The 20,210-nt window shown below is 52.1% G+C and carries 17 protein-coding genes; 15 read left to right on the plus strand and 2 right to left on the minus strand.

What is annotated here, in order from left to right:
* Positions 1 to 3 precede the first annotated feature (3 nt).
* The 6 genes from purH (at position 4) to CFI03_RS07985 (ending at position 7,226) form a co-directional block, all read left to right on the plus strand.
* Positions 4 to 1,554: a bifunctional phosphoribosylaminoimidazolecarboxamide formyltransferase/IMP cyclohydrolase gene (gene purH, locus CFI03_RS07960; protein WP_116394143.1), complete on the plus strand. Its 1,551-nt coding sequence runs from the start codon at positions 4 to 6 to the stop codon at positions 1,552 to 1,554.
* A gap of 129 nt (positions 1,555 to 1,683) precedes the next feature.
* Positions 1,684 to 2,952 carry a phosphoribosylamine--glycine ligase gene (gene purD, locus CFI03_RS07965; protein WP_116394144.1) on the plus strand — a complete coding sequence of 423 codons (1,269 nt, stop codon included), beginning with the start codon at positions 1,684 to 1,686 and terminating at the stop codon, positions 2,950 to 2,952.
* Positions 2,953 to 3,374: 422 nt separating this feature from the next.
* On the plus strand, positions 3,375 to 4,193 hold the full coding sequence (locus CFI03_RS07970) for an alpha/beta hydrolase (RefSeq protein ID WP_116394145.1): 819 nt from the start codon (positions 3,375 to 3,377) through the stop codon (positions 4,191 to 4,193).
* A gap of 95 nt (positions 4,194 to 4,288) precedes the next feature.
* Entirely contained in the window at positions 4,289 to 5,359 is a 1,071-nt protein-coding gene (locus CFI03_RS07975) for a DUF3048 domain-containing protein (protein WP_116394146.1), read from the plus strand.
* A gap of 230 nt (positions 5,360 to 5,589) precedes the next feature.
* The gene (locus CFI03_RS07980; protein ID WP_116394147.1) at positions 5,590 to 6,201 is read left to right on the plus strand and encodes a DUF47 domain-containing protein; all 612 of its coding nucleotides are present in this window, start codon (positions 5,590 to 5,592) and stop codon (positions 6,199 to 6,201) included.
* A gap of 29 nt (positions 6,202 to 6,230) precedes the next feature.
* Positions 6,231 to 7,226: an inorganic phosphate transporter gene (locus CFI03_RS07985; RefSeq protein WP_116394148.1), complete on the plus strand. Its 996-nt coding sequence runs from the start codon at positions 6,231 to 6,233 to the stop codon at positions 7,224 to 7,226.
* A gap of 59 nt (positions 7,227 to 7,285) precedes the next feature.
* Here CFI03_RS07985 and CFI03_RS07990 read toward each other — a convergent pair whose 3' ends face one another.
* A complete protein-coding gene (locus CFI03_RS07990; protein WP_116394149.1) occupies positions 7,286 to 8,629 on the minus strand; it encodes a lytic polysaccharide monooxygenase in 1,344 nt (447 codons plus the stop codon).
* A gap of 391 nt (positions 8,630 to 9,020) precedes the next feature.
* A complete protein-coding gene (locus CFI03_RS07995) occupies positions 9,021 to 9,590 on the minus strand; it encodes a hypothetical protein (protein WP_162862772.1) in 570 nt (189 codons plus the stop codon).
* Positions 9,591 to 9,931: 341 nt separating this feature from the next.
* Here CFI03_RS07995 and CFI03_RS08000 point away from each other — a divergent pair, with 341 nt between their 5' ends.
* The 9 genes from CFI03_RS08000 to CFI03_RS31295 all read left to right on the plus strand — a co-directional run bounded on the left by CFI03_RS08000 (position 9,932) and on the right by CFI03_RS31295 (position 20,171).
* Positions 9,932 to 10,222, plus strand: coding sequence for a YerC/YecD family TrpR-related protein (locus CFI03_RS08000; protein WP_015842506.1), 291 nt, complete (start codon positions 9,932 to 9,934; stop codon positions 10,220 to 10,222).
* A gap of 4 nt (positions 10,223 to 10,226) precedes the next feature.
* Positions 10,227 to 11,000, plus strand: coding sequence for a sirohydrochlorin chelatase (locus tag CFI03_RS08005; protein ID WP_116394151.1), 774 nt, complete (start codon positions 10,227 to 10,229; stop codon positions 10,998 to 11,000).
* A gap of 35 nt (positions 11,001 to 11,035) precedes the next feature.
* Positions 11,036 to 11,950 carry a diacylglycerol kinase gene (locus CFI03_RS08010; protein WP_116394152.1) on the plus strand — a complete coding sequence of 305 codons (915 nt, stop codon included), beginning with the start codon at positions 11,036 to 11,038 and terminating at the stop codon, positions 11,948 to 11,950.
* A 115-nt stretch (positions 11,951 to 12,065) separates the two neighbouring features.
* Positions 12,066 to 13,571 (plus strand): 23S rRNA (uracil(1939)-C(5))-methyltransferase RlmD, encoded by a 1,506-nt coding sequence (gene rlmD, locus CFI03_RS08015; protein WP_248756976.1) that lies wholly within the window; start codon positions 12,066 to 12,068, stop codon positions 13,569 to 13,571.
* A gap of 107 nt (positions 13,572 to 13,678) precedes the next feature.
* On the plus strand, positions 13,679 to 14,080 hold the full coding sequence (locus CFI03_RS08020; protein ID WP_248756977.1) for a hypothetical protein: 402 nt from the start codon (positions 13,679 to 13,681) through the stop codon (positions 14,078 to 14,080).
* A gap of 159 nt (positions 14,081 to 14,239) precedes the next feature.
* Complete coding sequence (locus CFI03_RS08025) at positions 14,240 to 15,610, plus strand: spore germination protein (RefSeq protein ID WP_116394153.1); 1,371 nt, start codon at positions 14,240 to 14,242, stop codon at positions 15,608 to 15,610.
* Positions 15,611 to 15,638: 28 nt separating this feature from the next.
* The gene (locus tag CFI03_RS08030) at positions 15,639 to 16,742 is read left to right on the plus strand and encodes a GerAB/ArcD/ProY family transporter (protein WP_116394154.1); all 1,104 of its coding nucleotides are present in this window, start codon (positions 15,639 to 15,641) and stop codon (positions 16,740 to 16,742) included.
* Positions 16,739 to 17,839 (plus strand): Ger(x)C family spore germination protein, encoded by a 1,101-nt coding sequence (locus CFI03_RS08035; protein WP_116394155.1) that lies wholly within the window; start codon positions 16,739 to 16,741, stop codon positions 17,837 to 17,839. The genes CFI03_RS08030 and CFI03_RS08035 overlap by 4 nt, the downstream gene beginning before the upstream one ends.
* A 256-nt stretch (positions 17,840 to 18,095) precedes the next feature.
* Positions 18,096 to 20,171, plus strand: a complete 2,076-nt coding sequence (locus CFI03_RS31295) for a choice-of-anchor J domain-containing protein (RefSeq protein ID WP_162862773.1) — start codon at positions 18,096 to 18,098, stop codon at positions 20,169 to 20,171.
* Positions 20,172 to 20,210 lie beyond the last annotated feature (39 nt).

Below are 20,210 nucleotides of genomic sequence, written 5' to 3' on the forward strand. Positions count from 1 at the left end.
CGCGTGGCAATTCGTAGAGCGTTAATTAGTGTATCGGACAAGACTGGCATTGTTGAATTTTCTCGTGAGCTGGCAGCTCAAGGCGTGCAAATCATTTCGACTGGCGGTACGTTTAACCTGCTGGAGAAGGAAGGCATCCCGGTTATCGGCATTTCCGACGTAACAGGCTTCCCTGAAATTTTGGACGGCCGCGTTAAAACTCTTCACCCTGCGGTCCATAGCGGACTGCTGGCGATTCGCGACAATGAAGAGCATCAAAAGGTTATGCAGGAGCTTGGCCTGGACTACATCGACCTTGTGGTTGTTAACCTGTATCCGTTCAAGCAAACCATCGCAAACCCTAACGTGGAATATGAGGACGCAATCGAGAACATCGATATCGGCGGTCCTACCATGCTCCGTTCTGCTGCGAAAAACCATGCATTCGTAACGGTAGTTGTTGATGCTAACGATTATGCTGGCGTTATCGAAGAGATTAAAGCCGGCGGCGACACCACGCTGGAAACGCGCAAACGCCTGACGGCAAAAGTATTCCGTCACACAGCAGCCTACGATGCGCTGATCGCGGACTACCTGACGAAGCAAGTTGGCGAAGAGCTGCCTGAGTCTTACACGGTTACTTACGAGAAAGTGCAGGATCTGCGTTACGGCGAGAACCCGCATCAGAAAGCGGCGTTCTACAGCAAACCGCTTGCTCCTGTCGGCAACATTACAACGGCTGAGCAGCTGCACGGCAAAGAATTGTCCTACAACAACATTAACGACGCGAACGCAGCGCTTGCGATCGTCAAGGAATTCGACGAGCCAGCCTGCGTTGCCGTGAAGCATATGAATCCATGCGGCGTTGGCATTGGCGCAGACATCCATGAAGCCTACCAAAAAGCATACGCGGCCGACCCTACTTCGATCTTCGGCGGCATCGTTGCGGCGAACCGTACGATCGGCGCGGAAACAGCCGAGCTGCTGAGCCAAATCTTCCTCGAAATCATCATTGCGCCGGACTTCACGCCTGAAGCGCTGGAAGTGCTGACGAAGAAGAAAAATATCCGTCTTCTGAAGCTGGGCGAGCTGGCCGGTTCCGCGGCTGAGCGCAAATCCGACTGGCTGTCGACAACGGTTGACGGCGGCTTGCTTGTCCAAGAGAGCGACGTTCGCAGCCTGACCGAAGCGGATCTGCAGTTCGTTACGAACCGCAAGCCGACGGAAGAAGAACTGAAGCAATTGCTGTTCGGATGGAAAGTCGTGAAGCATGTGAAATCGAACGCGATTTTGCTGGCGAAAAACAACATGACCATCGGCGTAGGCGCAGGTCAAATGAACCGCGTAGGCGCAGCGCGTATTGCCATTGAGCAAGCGGGCGAGCAAGCTGCGGGAGCGGTACTCGCTTCCGATGCGTTCTTCCCAATGGGCGATACGGTTGAGCTGGCCGCCAAACACGGCATCACCGCAATCATCCAAACCGGCGGCTCGATCAAGGACGAAGAGTCGATCGCCGCAGCGAATGCGCATAACATCGCTATGGTGATGACGGGCGTTCGCCATTTCAAACACTAAGATAAGCAAAGCTTAAGGTAGCGGAGCTTCTTGTCGCAGCGTGCACGGGTAAGGCATGCGGCGGCAGGACTGCTTCGCTATTAGGCATTTATATTCGCTCACTATCATATCAGGGGGTATATCGAAGCAATGAGAATTTTAGTTGTTGGCGGCGGCGGACGTGAGCATGCGATTGTCTGGGCGCTGAAGAAAAGCGAGAAGGTCAAGGAAGTATTTTGCGCGCCGGGCAATGCGGGTATTGCGCAAATTGCCGATTGCGTGCCGATTGCGGTTAACCAATTCGACGAGCTTGTGAAGTTTGCGAAGGATGCGGCGATTGACCTCGTCTTTATCGGTCCGGACGATCCGCTGGCGGCGGGTATCGTAGATGCGTTCGAAGCGCATAACATTCCGGTATACGGTCCGAACAAAGCGGCAGCCGAAATTGAAGGCAGCAAAATCTTCATGAAGGATCTGCTCCGCAAATACAACATTCCTACAGCGAAATACGAGACGTTCACAAGCTACGAGCCGGCTCTAACTTATTTGCGCGAGCAATCCGTTCCAATCGTTATCAAGGCGGACGGGCTTGCGGCAGGCAAAGGCGTGACGGTTGCGTATTCCATGGAGGAAGCGGAGAAAGCATTGAAGGAAGCGATGGTCGACAAGGTGTTTGGCGAAGCCGGCAACCAGATCGTTATCGAGGAATTCCTGGAAGGCCAAGAGATGTCCATCCTGGCATTTGTAGACGGCGAGACGGTTAAAGCGATGGTACCGGCGCAAGACCATAAGCCGGTATACGATAACGACAAAGGCCCGAACACGGGCGGCATGGGTACCTATACGCCACTGCCTCATATCGATCAGGCCATCATCGAAGAGTCGATCGAGAACATCATCAAGCCAACGGCGAAAGCGATGGTGAGCGAAGGACGTCCGTTCCGCGGCGTATTGTTCGCCGGTCTGATGATTACGAAAGACGGTCCCAAAACGATCGAATTCAACGCACGTATGGGCGACCCTGAGACGCAAGTCGTTCTACCGCGCCTGAAGACCGAGCTGGTTGACGTTGTTCTGGCGTCCCTGAACGGTCGCTTGGACCAGCTGGAGCTGGAATGGAGCGACGAAGCGGCTGTTTGCGTTATCGTTGCATCGGAAGGCTATCCGGCTTCGTATCCGAAAGGCCGCGAGATTAGCGGCCTTGATGCGGCTGAAGCGCAAGGCGCGCTCGTGTTCCATGCGGGAACTGCGGAGAAAGACGGCAAGATCGTAACGAGCGGCGGCCGCGTGCTTGGCGTTGTAGGCCGCGGCCGCGACATTGCGGAAGCGCGTGCCCGCGCTTACGAAGCGGTTAGCGTTATTCATTTCGACGGCATGCACAGCCGTACCGATATTGCGGCAAAAGCGCTGAAGGGCTAAGCTCTTCGGACGGCAAAAAGACCTTCTTCCAGCCAACGGGGCGGAAGAAGGTCTTTTTTTTCTTAAGACCGGTTACTCCTTGTAGAACAACAGGCTGCGTTCAAGGATGATATATACGACGGCAACCACGATGCCGGCGAGCAATAGAATCGTCAGCCAATGGTCCGTTAGCCAGGATATCCACATCGGCATAGGAATCATCTCCTTGGTTGGACATTAATGTACTGATTATAGATTGAGCAAGGAGCCGCACAACTATTCCTCCCGAAGAGCATTTTATAGCGGTGAACCCTCATCATTCGGACAGAATAACGGTATTGACACCATCCTCATAAGGATGATAATATGAACCCAACACAATTCATAGTAATCGGGTAGGAATTATAGATAATAAGAATGGAACCGCAGGAGGACTTATCGTTATGGAGAAACAATTATTGCTGCGTCATGAAGAGCTCGAGCTTACCGCTACGCTTCATTATCCGAGCGATCATCAGAAGGACAATGCCAAGAAGCAGGCCATTATTATATGCCACGGCTTTATCGGAAGCCGCGTAGGGGTTGACCGGTTGTTCGTTAAGACGGCAAGAGCGCTGGCGGCGCAAGGCTCTTACGTGATCCGGTTTGATTACGGCGGCTGCGGCGAGAGCAACGGGGATTACGGAGCGCTTGGCTTTGAAAGCATGATTGACCAGACCCGCACGGTGATTGATTACATTGCCGGCATGGATTGCGTGGACCCAAGACGAATCGTCCTGCTTGGCCACAGCCTTGGCGGCGCGGTTGCCCTTATGACGGCGGTGCGGGATAAACGCGTGAAGCGTCTTGTTATGTGGTCTCCGGTTGCGTATCCGTTTAATGATATTGTCCGGATCGTCGGACGCGCAGGCTATGACGAGGCGGTTCAGAAGGGCAGCACGGACTATGCGGGCTTTACGCTTCAGCCGGTATTTTTCGAATCGCTGCTGCAGCATCAGCCGTTCCAAGCGGCGACGCGCTTTGGCGGAGAAGTGCTGCTTGTTCACGGCACAAGCGATGATCTGATTCCGGTCGATTACAGCTTCCTGTACCAGAAGGTATTCTGGACGCGCAGCGACGGGTTATGCGACAAGGAGATTATCTTCCAGGCGAACCATACTTACTCCTCCCGCCATCATCAGGAGGAAGCGATCCGCGTAACCTCCGAATGGCTGGAAGGGCTTGATAAGAAGCAGCAGGAATGGCATAACTGGAGTATTTAGGAAGTATTTAGGAAGACATGTCCCGCTTTTTATGTTTAAATGATAGTAATCGTTTTATCGAACGCTATCATTCTCTACTAAAAGGCGGGGAACTCATGGGAAGTCGTATTCGCAGGGCATGGTTGGTCAGCTTGGTTATTCTACTTGTTTTCGTATCCGCTTGCAGCAGCGGTTCAGGCAAAAATGCGGGAGAAGCAGCACCTTCTCCGACATTATCCGAAGAGCCGGAGGCTACGCCGTCGGCTGAACCAACGCCGGAGCTTTCTTTCACGGCTCCTCTTACAGGGCTGAAGCGGGAGACGGACGCGGCGGCGCGGCCCGTTGCGGTTATGGTCAACAATCTGAAGCCGGCGCGTCCGCAATCCGGACTTACCAATGCCGACGTGGTATGGGAAGTACTCGCGGAAGGCGGCATTACGCGGCTGGTGGCGATCTTTCAAAGCACGGACAAGGGTGCCGATGCGATTGGACCAATCCGCAGCATTCGCCCGTACCTGATTGATATCGGGGAAAGCTACGGCGCTATTCTGGCTCATTCGGGAGCCAGCAATGACGCCTATGATATTTTGCAGCATCAGGACAAGCCTTATCTGGACGAAATCTCGAACGCGGGTCCGTACTTCTGGCGGAGCAAGGACCGCAAGGCGCCACATAATCTATACTCTGAGCTGGACAAGCTTCGGGCAGGAGCCGAGAAGAAGGGGTACCGCAGCGATGTGACAGTTCCGGCCTATACCTTTGCGGAAGAAGGAGCAACCGCTTCGGGCGCGGCAGCGTCCTCGATACAGATCAAGTTTCTGCTCAAGGACTACAAGGTCTCCTATGAGTATGACACGGCAAGCGGCTTGTATAAACGACTCATCAATGATGAGCCGCATACCGACCTGAATAACGGAGAGCAGCTGAGCGCGGCCAACGTGGTTGTGCTTGGCGCCAATCACAAGACGCTGGATGATGTCGGGCGGCTTTCGGTTGATCTTCATGCGGGAGGCTCGGCGTTATTGTTCCAGAAGGGCAAGGTCGTCGAATGCGAATGGGTTCGCGCAAGCGACAATATGGTGAGGCTGATGAAGGATGGCGTTGAGCTTCCTTTTGTACCGGGGAGAACGTTCTTCCAGGTCGTTCCGAATACGCCAACTTTCGCCGAGCATGTGATTTATGGGTAAAAAATAGACAAGTCGGACACACTCTAACTAGGTGTAGAGGGTGTCCGCAAAAAGATATGAAGCGGTGCGTTCCTTTGCGGAACGCATCTTTTTATATTTTTTTTGCAAAAACGAAAACTTTTCATAAATCCTTTACATTCCCTTAACAAATATAAAGTAAACTGTGTTAAGATATTGTGGGCTCATTTCGAAATGATGCCTAACCATCCAGTCGGGTAAAGGGGATTACGATGTTTAAGAAAAAGGATATTTTCTTTAAGACGTTTGAAGAAATGGCGGATACACTGGTTGACGCAATCGAATATTTCGCAAACGGTGTTTCGGACCTGTCGGATGTCGCTCAGTTCGCCAAAATCATGAAAGAGCATGAGAGCAAAGGCGACCAGTACGTTCATACGATTCTGAAAGAACTGAACAAAACGTTCATTACCCCCATTGAGCGGGAAGATATAATGGCTTTAACAAGTTCGCTCGACGATGTGCTTGACGGCATCGAAGCATGCGCATCGCGCTTTGAAATGTACAACATTCAGGAAAAAGACGAGTACATAACGCTGTTTGGCGATATATTGCTTCGTTCCGCGAACCAGATCAAGAAAGCGATCTATCTCCTTACCGACAAAAAGCTGCTGGCGATCCGCGAGCCTAACATTGCGCTCAACGAGCTGGAGAACCAGGCAGATGACCTGCTGCGCGTTTGTATCAAGAGCCTGTTCACGAATGTGACTGATCCGATTGAACTGATGAAGCGGAAAGAAATCTACGAAATGTTGGAGCAAACGACCGACTACTGCGAAGACGTAGCGAACACGCTGGAATCGATCATTATGCGCAACAGCTAAGCTTACACGGAGAGTAGGAGTCAATTCAAATGGATTCAATCACATTATGGATGGTTGTCATACTTGCGCTCGGTTTCGATTTTATTAACGGTTTCCACGATACGGCGAACGCGATCGCTACGACGGTATCAACCCGTGCCCTGAAACCAAGGGTTGCCATTATTATGGCGGCGTGCATGAACTTTATCGGTGCAATCACGTTTACGGGCGTTGCGAAAAAAATCGGCAGCGGCGTTGCCAATCCGGCGGATCTGTCCAACGGGGTAGAGATCGTTATCGCGGCCTTAATCTCGGCGATTGCCTGGAATCTGCTTACCTGGTGGTTCGGCATTCCTTCTTCTTCCTCTCATGCCTTGATCGGCTCGCTTGCCGGCGCGGTAGCTTCGGGAGCGGGATTTGATGCCATTAACGCACACGGGTTTGTCGATATCGTTAAGGCGCTTATCTTCTCGCCGCTGATTGCTTTCACGGCCGGTTTTATTATCATGTGGATCTTGAAGCTAATCTTCGCGAGGACAAGCCCGCATCAGGTGAACAAGGGCTTCCGGTTCGGACAGATCCTGACCGCGGCATTCCAGTCGTTCTCCCATGGTACAAACGACGCCCAGAAAGCGATGGGTATCATTACGTTTGCGCTCGTGGCAGGCGGTATTCAAGATCACTTCGAGGTTCCGCTGTGGGTTAAGATGTCCGCCGCGCTTGCGATGGCTCTTGGTACATCCATTGGCGGATGGAAGATCATTAAGACGATGGGCACGAAGATCTTCAAGATCGAGCCGATTAACGGCTTTGCCGCAGACGTAGGCTCGGCGGGCGTTATTCTGTCGGCAACGATGCTCGAGCTGCCTGTCAGCACAACGCATGTTATCACTTCTTCGATTCTCGGCGTAGGCTCCGCAAAACGCTTCTCCAGCGTACGCTGGTCGCTTGCCGGGAAAATCGTTATCGCATGGTTTATTACAATTCCGATCACGGCGCTTTTTGCAGCAGGCGTGTATTGGGTAATTGATACGGTATTTATGTAAGAAGAAAACAAAAAGTGCCGGGGATGGTTCCCGGCACTTTTTGTTTTCTTATTGATGCTTCATTGCAGCTGCCACAGGGCAGGTACGTTCGAAGGCTCCCAACCGGTGAGGGAAGTATGAGCCTGAAGGCATTTATAAGTAGCTCCGTTATACGAAACCAGAGTTCCTACCGCATAAGCCGTATTTGGCGCCCAGGCAGGCGCGCCCGTAGACGCTGCCGTTGTGCCGCTGACCGTGCTGGCAGACGATTGATTGCCGGCCGCATCGATGGCATATACGGCGAAGTTGTAGGTTGTGCTCGCCGCAAGACCTGTAACGGTATAGGATGTTGCGGTACCTGAGGTCGTTGCGACTAGCGTGGACCCGTTATAAATTTTGTAGCCCGTAACGCCTACGTTATCGGTAGACGGACTCCACATCAGCATCATGCTGGAGGAGGTTGGAGTACCCATGATATGAAGTCCTCCCGGTGCGGTAGGTGCCGATGTATCGATGGCCGGAGGCGCCGTTGTCGTAATGCTCAGGCTGTTGCTAGCGGCGGATTCGTTGCCTGCGGCATCCACCGCTTTTACGGTAAACGTATAGGCCGTGCTTGCCGTGAGGCCGGTAACGGTATAGCTGGTGCCCGTGGCCGTTCCGGCTAGCGTAGTGCCTCTATAAATTTTGTAGCCGGTTACGCCAACGTTATCGGTCGAAGCATTCCAGGACAAGGTTACGCTTGTCGCTGCCGTAGCGGTTGCCGCAAGAGAAGCTGGGGCGGAAGGAGCCGTTGTGTCAACGGGATTCGAGCCGGTAAAGTTAACGTCGATGACGTTATAGAAAGCATTGGCCGTATCGGCTACTTCCCACACGGCGAGGATGACATGGTAGCCGCTTCGCTCGGGTACGTTGCAAGTATTCGAGTAGGAGAATGGCGGCTGCGCGCCGTTATAAGCAACGGAGCAGAACGGAGTCAGATCGAAGGAATCGCGGGTAAGCGCGGCATTGGGGTTCCAGGTCGGCTTGGTAATATAGTACTTCCAGCTTGCGGTTGAATGATTGGCCGTCAGCTTCCAGGTGAAGGTGTTTGTGCCCGAGGAAATGTTCACTTTCGCCCAGCGGGTTGCGGATTGCTCATCCAGCTTGGGAAAAGCACCGTTCGCGCTTGCGATTTTGCCGTCGGCAGGTCCTGCTGCAGGGAAGCCTTTAGGGGCTTCCAGGCTTTGCGGCTCATACACGATTGCTCCGCAATCGGTGTTGGCTCCGCTTTTGCACAGCGCTGCCCGGCTGGCCGGTCCTTCCACGTAGCCATGCGAGTACGCTTTTGCCGTCGTGAACAGCATGGAGACGGCGGCAAGCACGAGAAGAGCGCAAATCGTCATGATCTTGAATGGAGTAGGCCGCGATAATCGTAATACAGTCATTATTCATACCTCCTAATAATTTGTTTATATAAACTCGGGGGGAGCTTATATCGGGCAAACAAGGATCGGGTACAATGGCTGCAGCGATAAAGTTGTTTTAAAAGTTATAAGGTTATAATGATTGTAGTTGAAGTTAAGAAAATCCTCATGAGTCTTTTGGAGTAAAGTTCCAAAATTATGAAATTTATGTTCAAAATATAGCTCTGCCTGTGCAAAAACGAGTGTTGAATTTGACAACCGACGTCAGAAAGCGTTGATTCGACAATGCGGCTAGTTCTATAGTCATCGCGGAGCATGGACTAATCTTCCATAACTCGACAAACGGGCAAATAAAAAACCACCCCGCCTGCAGCCGGAGCTGCAATCGGGGTGGTTCAGTAGGCATTGCTAATTAACGCTGCCGCTTCCGCTTGCGGCGTCTGCCGGCGGAGCCTGTTGGTTTTCTGCGGCGTTTACGCTTCTTCGGCACAACTTCGATATCTTCGTCCGCCGCGTCGCTGCCGGAGTCCTTTTTGAAGGAGCCCAGAATGACCTTGACGAGAGGAGCCATCTGCGACACACTGGATACGACCTTTTGAACCTTGCCCACCGTGGTCAGAATGCCATCCAGTCCGCCAATCCGGTCAACAAAGCCTTTGATCTCTGTCAAGCTTGGCATGCTAAAGCCGCCGGCTTTGGCCGGTGTTGTCGTCTCCACCAATTCTGCCGCCGTAGCCGGCACGACGACGGGAAGGCTTTCCTCATGTTGTATAATAGTCTCTTCCGTCGAAAAGACAGGAGGCGCAGGTGGAATCGGGGCGCCGTCCGTACCGAAGCCAAGAGGATTCTGGAAGCTGTTAAATCCCTGACTGGTCTGGTTACGGGCATAGCCGCGCCGGTGATGGCCGCTGTGCGGTGAGTGCGGCGGATACTGGTGAGGGTTCGAATGTCCGCCCCCGCCAGGATAGTTCCGGTAATTCACGCGGATCACAACCTTTTTTCAAAGTTTATGGAACAATGTCTTCCCTACTCCGTCCGCTTCCACATGGGGGATCAGCCTGCACGCAGGTCCGGTCCCGTATGCCGTATAGGGAAGTATTCTTGGTATTAGTCTATGGCATAGGCAAACATGACGATTGGACGAATGCCCTTTTTTTATATAAATAATGCGGATATTTACCTACGGGATGCTCTTCCGTCCTGTAAAGCGTGAATACGGTAATGCTTGAAAAAACCCCCTAAAAAAGCTACAATGTGAGCATTAGACATTAATGACAATGCCTGAAATGCGCGTGTAATCACGCCCCTGAGGAGTGGATGACAATGCAGCTTAAGAAGCTGAACGATAAAGCAATCGATCAATTATTCGAAGCGATTCTTACCCTTAAATCCGTCGAGGAATGTTATATCTTTTTTGATGATCTGTGCACGGTAAACGAAATCCAGTCGCTGTCGCAGCGTCTGGAAGTTGCGCGCATGCTGGGCAAAGGCAGCACGTACAACCAAATCGAAGCAGAGACAGGCGCCAGCACGGCTACGATTTCCCGGGTTAAGCGCTGTTTGAATTATGGCAACGATGGGTATAAAATGACTTTAGAGCGTTTAGGCAGATAGTGCCATGAAGCCGGGCATTCTCGTGATAAGTCATGGTTCGAGGGAAGTAGAATGGGTTCGGCTGGTTGACGAGGCGGTCGCCGCTGCGGCAGCCTCTCCGCGCGTGCAAGGCGTGCCGGTCTATTCTTCTTTTCTCGAAATTGTTGAAGGCCGTTTGATTCAGGATGGCATAGATGCGTTGGAAGAGCAGGGAGTAACGGATTTGTTCGTGCTTCCTTTGTTCCTTTCGTCCGGCAGCACGCATGTCGATGAGATCGGGCAGGCATTTGGCCTGCCGCCGGTAGCTGAGCTTGAAGGCGATCTTGGCCTCTTCCGGGTTAACGCCAAGGTTCATTACGGCATGCCGATTGACGACGATCCCGATATAGCGGAGCTGCTGCTGTCGAATATTAAGCCGCTGTCCGTTCAGCCTGAAGAAGAGACGGTTATGCTTATCGCGCATGGCAGCCGGGAAAAGGTTTTCCATGAACGCTGGCAGCACGGTCTGAACCAGCTCGCGGAACGGCTTCGGAAGCTGGGCGGATTCGCTCACTCCGCCACGGCGATGCTGCTGCCCGACCAGGCGGCGGATCATTTGAGAGCTTTGCAAGAGGAGCGGCCAAATGAAGCGGTAATCGTCGTTCCTTTATTTTTGAGCAAGGGTTATTTTACGAATACGGTCATTCCATCGCGCTTGAAGGGTCTGGATTACCGGTACAACGGGCAGGCTATGCTGCCTCATCCGGCTATTGAGCGATGGCTGGAGCGGCGTATGGCGGCTTGGCTTCAGGATAGGTAAGTGACCGTTTTTTGAAAGAAATGGTGGGTTAATCGATGAAGCGTGCAAGATTGATTTACAACCCGACATCGGGAAGAGAAGAGATGAAGCGTCGTCTCCCGGATATTCTGCAGAAGCTGGATCAGGCGGGAATCGAGACCAGCTGCCACGCGACGATTGGAGCGGGAGATGCAACGATCGCCGCAGCGGATGCAGCCGGGCGGGATTATGATCTGATTATCGCGGCAGGCGGCGACGGAACCATCTATGAGGTTATTAACGGAATGGCCAATAAGCCTAACCGGCCTCCTCTTGGTATTTTACCGCTGGGAACAACGAATGATTTCGCCCGCGCGATGGGCATCCCGAAGCATTGGGAATACGCGTGCGATCTGATTATCCAGAATTACACGCGGCCGATTGACGTCGGTCAAGCCAATGAGCGCTATTTCATTAATATCGCAGGTGGCGGCTCGCTGACCGAGCTGACCTACGATGTGCCGATTAAGCTGAAGACAATGATCGGGCAGCTGGCTTATTATTTGAAAGGCTTAGAGAAGATGACCCGCTTAAGCCCGACGGAGCTGATTATCGAAGCGGAAGGGGTAGGCAAATTCCACGAGGAATTTATGCTTTTCCTGATCTGCAACAGCAATTCGGTTGGCGGCTTCGAGAAGCTGGCGCCGGATGCGAAGCCGGATGACGGGCTGTTTGACGTCGTGCTTCTCCGGAGATGCAACCTGGCCGAGTTTATTCGGATCGCTACGCTGGCGCTCCGGGGCGAGCATTTGAACGATTCGCATGTGATTCATTTCCGCACGAATAAGATGAAGGTCACTTCACCAAGTTATGTGCAGATTAACCTGGATGGTGAATACGGCGGTACGCTGCCGTTTACGTTCTCGGTGCTGCCTTCGCATCTACAGATTTTTGCCGACGAGCATGGCGAAGCTTCCTATCGCAATCGCTGATAGTAGCAATTGGAATAAACCTCTAATAGCAGGCCTTGTGCCTGTTGTTGGAGGTTTATTTCTTTATGCAGATGCATTACACTATAGGGATAATAGCATGAGGAAGCGGAGAGCAATGATGAATAGAAATCATACGCGTAATGCGGGTTCAAATAGAAAAAGCCATACGCAAGGCGGCCGGAAGAGCGGGGGAGCGGGAAGAGCTTCTTCGCAGGCAGCCGTGGATGCGCCGGTGCAAAAAAACGATGAGGTTGTTGTCGACATCATCGGTCTGACCCATGACGGCGAGGGGGTTGGCCGGGCGGACGGTTATACCTTGTTCATTCAGGGAGCACTGCCAGGCGAGCGTGTACGGGCGAAAGTGATGAAGGTGAAAAAAGCATACGGCTACGCGCGCCTTCAAGAGCTGCTGGAGGCAAGCGCGGACCGCGTTGTTCCGGTATGCGGCATTTACGACAAATGCGGCGGCTGCCAGCTCCAGCATATGGACTATGCCGCGCAGCTGAACTGGAAGCGGCAGCATGTCGTCGATGCGCTGGCGCGCATCGGAAAGCTGCAGATTGCAGGCGACGGAGAGGCGGCGTCCGGAATTATCGTTCATCCAACGGTAGGGATGAACGATCCGTGGCGCTACCGCAACAAGGCGCAGGTGCCGGTTGGGGCCTCGGCGGGCGACGGCGAGCTGGTTGCAGGCTTTTACGCCAAGGGCAGCCATCGTATTATCGATACGGATGAATGCCATATTCAGCATGACCGCAACGATGAGGTTGTCCGGATCGTGAAGGCGATCGGCCGCGAGCTTGGCGTTTCGGCCTATAATGAGGAAACCGGGCAAGGGCTGCTGCGACATGTGATGACGCGGACAGGCTTTGTAAGCGGCGAGATTATGGTCGTGCTTGTGACGAACGGACGCAAGCTGCCGCAAGCCGAGCAATGGGTGGAACGGATTCGCGCGGCGCTGCCGGAAGTAAAAAGCATTGTGCAGAACGTAAACACGCGCGATACGAATGTCATCTTTGGCGACGAGACGCGGGTGTTATGGGGCAGCGAGGTTATCTATGACGAGCTTGACGGTATCCGGTTCGCGATCTCGGCGCGTTCATTCTATCAGGTGAACCCGGCGCAGACGGTAGAGCTCTACCGGACCGCGGTTGATTATGCGCAGTTGACGGGCAAGGAGTCCGTTATCGACGCTTATTGCGGCATCGGAACAATCTCTCTGTTCCTCGCACGCAAGGCCGGCCGGGTCTACGGGGTAGAGATTGTGCCGGAGGCGATCGAGGACGCGAAGCGCAATGCGGAGCTGAACGGCATCGGCAACGCTTCGTTCGAGGCAGGTCCGGCGGAAGTGGTCATCCCGCGTTGGCGCGAAGAGGGAATTTTCCCCGACGTTATCGTCGTGGACCCGCCGCGCAAGGGCTGCGACCCTGCGCTGCTGGATACGATTCTGAAGATGCAGCCGGAGCGGGTGGTATACGTCAGCTGCAATCCTTCCACGCTGGCGCGCGACTTGCGCACGCTCGAAGACGGCGGCTACAAGACGGTGGAGGTTACGCCGGTCGATATGTTCCCATGGACTTCGCACGTGGAGTCTGTTGTGTGGATGAAACGAAGCATGTAACTGAAAGCTTCCTTCCGAGATGCGGAAGGAAGCTTTTTTAATCATGTTCAAGAGGCTGGCACGTATAGATGTATAGGTAATCGACTCTTTTATAAGGGGGTTATGGCTTGTACAACTATCCATTCGATCGTCTGGATGATCATCCCGTGCTAATGAGTGCTAGGCAGATAGCCGCAAATCAAATTCTGTTAACGTATGATCGGCGGGCTGACCTTAATTCGGCCGTACGTTTATCTAACTATTGGATTCGCAGCAATGCCGGAACGAATACGGCCGCAAGCGTGAATATGGGGGATGCGCTGACGGCTTCGAACGCCATCCGGCCGGATATGGCGATGATAACGCCCGCGGACAATTCAGGCATGCATTTTCTCATGACGTTCAGGAGCAACATTCCTTCCCGCACGTTTTATATTGTTCTTCCTTGCTTTGTGAATCTGGAGGGAGGAGCAGGATTTAACGGCGAGAACTGGGGACCTTTCAGCATGAATATGTTTATCGGCATGTAATTTTTAATTCACCAAGACTCAGTCAGGGAGCTTTAAGCCACTTCACGCGAAGTGGCTTTTTGTTTTTTTTTTGGAGATGCTTTTTTTACATGTATTGGGCTTAACTGGAAACAATACAACAAGGATACCCCATTCGTTAAACCAAGGAGGCCAAACTTTATGCGCGATATTCTAGCTTCCGTCTACCGTTTGACCAAACAGCCGGATTCGTTGCCATTACTCGGGCTCCTTAACGAAGCCTTCGCGGATTCCAGCGACTACAGGGCATCGCTCCTAGGAGCGGTCGAAGGCGAAGAATTGTACTTGTGCTATTTGGATTCTTTGTGCTCGACTGAAAAGCTTGAATTTCTGCTCGGGGATGACAACGGCGGGGATTTATCCTTTCGCCTTTCCCGATATAGCGGAGCCAGCTTAATGGAAGGAGAGTTTCAACGCTGCGAAACAGCGGTTTGCAGCGGGGCTGCCGTGATATGCAAGCAGAACTCCTCTGCCGGGCTGATCCTGCCTTTAGCGGAAAACCAACAGAGGGCGATCGGATCGCCCGTAACCGAAAATGTTCTCCAAGGCCCGATGAACGCCTTTATCGAAAGCCTGGATGTAAACACCGCTCTCATCAGGCAGCAGATCCATTCGTCAAAGCTGAAAATGTGGGAAACCGTAATTGGTACGGCCAGCCATACGCGTGTTGCCCTGTTTTATTATGCGGATGCCATTGATCCCGAACTGTTATCCAGTCTGCAGGATCGGCTTGCCGAAATTCGGGTCGAATCCATCCAGGACAGCGCACAGTTCCTGCAGATTCTCATGTCCAGAAAACGATTCCATCTATTTCCCTTGGCAATCTCCACGGAAAGACCGGACCGGGTCTCCATGGATCTGCTTAAAGGAAAGGCCATCATTATGATTGACGGCTCTCCGTTTGCTTTGAGCGTTCCTTCGGTATACACCGACTTCTGGCATTCTCCCGAAGATAAATACGTCAATCCGTTTGTAACCAATTTCCTTCTTACGCTGCGTTTCCTGGCCATGTTTATCAATTTATTCCTTCCTGCCCTGTACGTAGCGCTTACCTCCATCAACGTGGACGTCAATCGTCTGGAGATCAGCCTGGCAGCTGCCGCAAGCCGCGAGGGCGTGCCTTATCCCGTGTTTGTGGAAACGCTTCTCATGCTGATTATGATCGACTTTATAACGGAAGCAGGCTTGCGGCTGCCCAAGACGGTTAGCTCGACGGTTACGATGGTTGGAGGGGTTGTGCTGGGGCAAGCGATCATTCAGGCGAATATCGTCAGCAATCTGCTTATTATCGTGGTGGCGGCTACCGCCATTACGAATTTTATTGTAATCGACTATCAAATGGGGCTCGTCCAGCGAATTCTGAAATATTTCATTGTAGCGGGAGCTTCCATAGCAGGCTTGCTTGGCATTGTTTTCTGCTTTGCCTGCCTCATTATTTACCTTAGCTGCATAGAGACCTTTGGAACGCCGTACCTCACATCCTTATGGTCAAAAAAGAATAAGGTAACCTAATTCGCATCGAAAAGGGAAGGATTGTCCTATGAAGCGTGTATCGACTCTCAGCGGCTATGATATGCTTGCCATTCAAATGCTATACACCGGAGCGGTGGCAGGCTTTATTTACCCTAACTTTATCATTCGCAGCACGGAAGGAGCCTATTGGATTCCAATTGCCGTATGGGCCGCCGGCGCGCTGCTCAGCTCGTGGATTTTCAGCAGGTTACTGGCTCAATTAAACGGAGAGAAGCTTATAGCCGGAATACGTGCCTCTATCGGGGGAATCTGGACCTGCGTGATCTGTTTGCCCGTTATTATTTTCTTGCTGACGGCGCTTGTCATTATGCTGAGGGCTTATACGGAGGTTATTACGATGACGATGCTTCCGACCACGCCTATCGCATTTCTTAACGGCATGCTGATTGCTCCGGCGTTACTTGCTTTAGCGGGGATGATGCCCATCGTACGGGCGGCCAAGGTATTTTTTCTGTTGACGCTGCTTTTAACCTTGGTCCTGCTGATCGTTGGTCTGAGCGACGTTCATTGGATAGTTGGGGCACCCTGGATTCGCACAAACGGGGATTTTCTATCGGACAAACGATTCTACGCGGCTTCGTACATTTGGATGGGTTTCGTCATCACGTCACTTATCGGACCTTATACGCGGCATTCCGCAAAGCGCAATTGGAAAATGTATTCGGCTGCCCTCTTATGCACGCTTCCTCTAATCATGGGTTATATCTATTTGCCGGTTATGACGTTCGGTAGAGAATTAAGCAAAAGGCTTACCTTCCCGTTTATCTCCAAAATGGACAGTATATCGCATTATTGGATTTTGTTCGAGAATCTTACGGCGATTTTTGTATCGGTGACGATGTTCTATCTATTTATCATTATTGCTTTGAAGCTCCATGCCATTGAAGAGATGGTTGCCGTTATAATGCCCTGGGCAAACAAACGGCTGATTCATTCAGGCGCATTTCTGGTCGTCTATGCGTCAGCTACTCTATTAGTCTCCTGGAGAGTAGTTGAGAACATTACGATCTTAACGATTGGTCTAAGGCTCTACGTCATGTTTGTTTTTCCGTTGCTTGGCTTGCTTGCACTGGCTTATGGCCGGAGAGCCGGGAAGGAGGGGGCACTGTGAGCGCCAGCGGATATGGAAGGGCAATGATGCTGCTGCTCTGCCTGCCAATCGTTTTTGTTGCGGGATGCTGGGATTCCAAAGATATTGATAATCGCCTAATGCTTGGCGTTATGGGTCTCGAGAAACGCTCCTCCGATTCCCCGCTAAATGTATGGTTCCGGTTTCCTCTTCCCAAGGGAGCGCAGGACGGGACAACGTCCAAGCAAGACTTTTTCACGACGAGCCAGTACGGGCAGACGGTATCGGATGCCATGAATAAAGTAAGATACAAGCTGCCCAAAGCGCTTGATCCTTCGTCTACCCGGGCAATACTCCTCGATGAGTCCTTGGCCAAGACAGGCGTGGATCCTTATTTGGAGTTTGCGATCAGAGAGCGGTCCGTCCCGCTGGATGCGGTTGTTGCCGTCATCAGGGGAAACATGGAGCGGATATTCACTCATGCAAATCCAACCGGCGAGCTCACGGGGATTTATACGAAGCTCTTTTTCGAAAAGTACGCCGGAGGCATTCCGAGAAAGAACAGAACGATGCTCTGGGAGGTATACGCGAAGCTGTATAACCCCTTGCATTCAAATCTGATTCCTTTGTTAACGGAGGGAAAGCAGAACTCCTATGTACTGGCAGGGAATGCGATATTCGTCAAAGACAAACTCGTTGGAGAGCTGAATCTGGATGAATCGCTGCTTTACGAGATTTTCACGCACCGGTTTCATGACTCCGAGGTAGAACTGATGAGCAAATCGGATATCCGTATCGTACATAACCATACCCGTGTAAGCACCTCTTTTAAGGATGGCAAGCCGATTATTCGACTGGATACTTCCCTTGTTACTACGCTCATTGACAGCTCTCGTTATCGGAGACAAAATGCTTCGGAGGTTGTCGCCGAGTTTGAAGCGGATCTGAACGCGCATGCCAAATCGATGTTTGAAAAAACGCAGCGGCTTGGAGCGGATGTGTTCGGTTTCGGCGATCGCTTCCGCAGTCGTCTTCAGCCGTCGGAGTACGAGAAATGGCCGGAAATGTTCAAGCATGCGGAGATCAGCTATTCGTTCCGCGTCGATCTGAGAAATACGGGATTGGAGTTTCTCGACTGACGCGTCCTCCGGTAATTAGGAAACCGACCGAATTTGACAAAAGCTAGGGCGTTAGTTATGCGGCACAAGTCTTCCTTACTCTGACATGTATGGTAGCAGCGGCACTTTCGTATATTTTCCTCCTTGTTATGATAGTTGACATAGCGTAAGAATCATCGCAATCAGCCTATACCGGGCTGCTTGTATGATCATTCTTGAAGTTTATGCTTACGCAGCAAGTTTTGCTTCGCAAAACTTTTGAGGAGGAGTGTATGTGGTGAAACGCAATCTTTTTGGTCTGATATCGTCGTTTATTCTGGTTGGCGGCCTTCTGGCGCCGGCTGCGGCAACGGCAGCGCCAACAAAGCAGCAAAGCTATAACGCTAATCCCAGTGTACTGGATGTAGGTTCTAAGCTTAGGGCCGATACTTTGGAAAGCGTCGAAGCCGAGGGACGGCTGGACCTGACAGGCAGCGAGGCTTCCGGGAATCCAGGCTCGTCGTCAGAGGCGGCCGGCTTGACGGAAGCGGATGTGGGCACTGTCAAACCGTGGCTCACGAATAACGATGTGAACGGCCAATATTATTTGACGAATTTTACTCTTCGGGCCGTCGGGAAGAGCGGCGAGGTATGGGTAGCGAACAACCTCAAATTCCCGGATGGCGATCCTCGAAACGGCTCCGTTCAAATTACGGACGAGCAGGTACAATACCTGCTGAACGAATTTGAAACGCGCATTTATCCGAAAGAAATCGAATACTTTGCGCCGCCGGCGGAACGCAAAGGAGAAGAGGGGTATAACGGCTTGTACAAGGATGACAGCGGGCGCGTTGTTATTCTGATCGACAACATTAAGGATCAAAGCTACTATGACCCTAACTATCCGAGCTATATCGCCGGTTATTTCTCCCCTACAATCAGCGATTTTGCCGACCGCAACGTGATGACGATAGACAGCCTGGATTGGCTTAACAGAACCGGGCCAACCGCAGCAAAGCCGTATCTCTATGAAGGCGTATTTGCCCATGAGTTTCAGCATTTGCTGCACCGGGATACCGATCCGGCGGAAGAAAGCTTCATCAATGAGGGGTTGTCCGATTTCGCCCAGTACCTGGTCGGATACGGCCACTCCACGGACCACGTAAACGAATTTTTGTCCAATCTCCGCAACTCGCTTACTTTATGGGGCGATCAGTCCGATCTCCAGATTCTTTCCGATTACGGCAACGCGTATCTGTTCCAGCTGTATCTCTATGATCATTACGGTGAGTCGTTTATACGAACCTTGTTCCATAACCCTAATACCGGTATTAGCGGTGTGGAAGCTGCGCTGACCGAAGCGGGAATCAATAAGTCATTCGCCGACTTATATGCCGACTACATGACGGCCGTTGTGCTCGACAGCGGTTATAAGGGGGATTCCTCCACCTACAAGTTTAATTCCATTGATCTAGCTCCCGACTTTGCTTCTTCGGTTAAGTCGGACAATGTTACGCCTGCATGGGGAACGGACTTTAAGGTGCTTAAGCCCGACTCCAAAATTGATCATCTCTATTTCCAGGGACTCGACTTCCTGCGCACCAACTGGATACCCGTAGAGGATCCCGAAAGAGGGACGGTCCTATGGAGCAATCAAGGCGACCAGGCGGACAATTTCCTCATCAGGGAACTCGATCTGACCGGTCAGGCAACACCGGAGCTCAGCTTCGATACCAGCTATAATATCGAGGAGCAATGGGATTTCGGCGTGGTGCAAATATCGGAAGACGGAGGAAAGACCTGGACCTCGCTGTCCAACGAGGATACGCGGAGCGATCTGGTCGAAGGAGGCTATCCGAAGACGGCAGCGAATCTGCCGGGCTTCACGGGCAGCTCCGAAGGCTGGAAGACGGAGACCTTTGATCTGTCCGCTTATGCCGGCAAAAAGGTGCTGCTTGGGTTCCGTTACCTGACGGACTGGGGCTACAACGAAGCAGGCTGGTATTTATCCAATCTGAGGCTGAACGGAACCGTCATTGATCCGATGACGGATACCTCCGGCTTTAAGAGCCTGGAGCAGACGATTGGCCAATACGTCAATTATCAGGTGGAGTTCATTGGCCTTATGAAAAACTACGATAAGCAGAAGGACAAGGAGCATGGCAACCAGGTTAAGGTTATCCGGGTGCCTGACCCGATCAACATGGCAGAGTCGAGCCGCGTCGAGCTTGCCGACATGCTCCACAGTTCTAAATACGACCGCATTATTATGATGACGACTTACGCCGCGCCTGAAGGCACCGTGAGCAGCGTGCCTTACGATTATGACGTTGTCTTAAAGACTAACGGGAAAAAAGACAAGTCGTCTAAATAAAAAATAGAAGAAGACGCCAGGGATTCGCCTGCGCGTCTT

The organism is Paenibacillus sp. ATY16, from assembly GCF_003399985.2.
GTDB classification, from domain to species: domain Bacteria; phylum Bacillota; class Bacilli; order Paenibacillales; family Paenibacillaceae; genus Pristimantibacillus; species Pristimantibacillus glycanilyticus.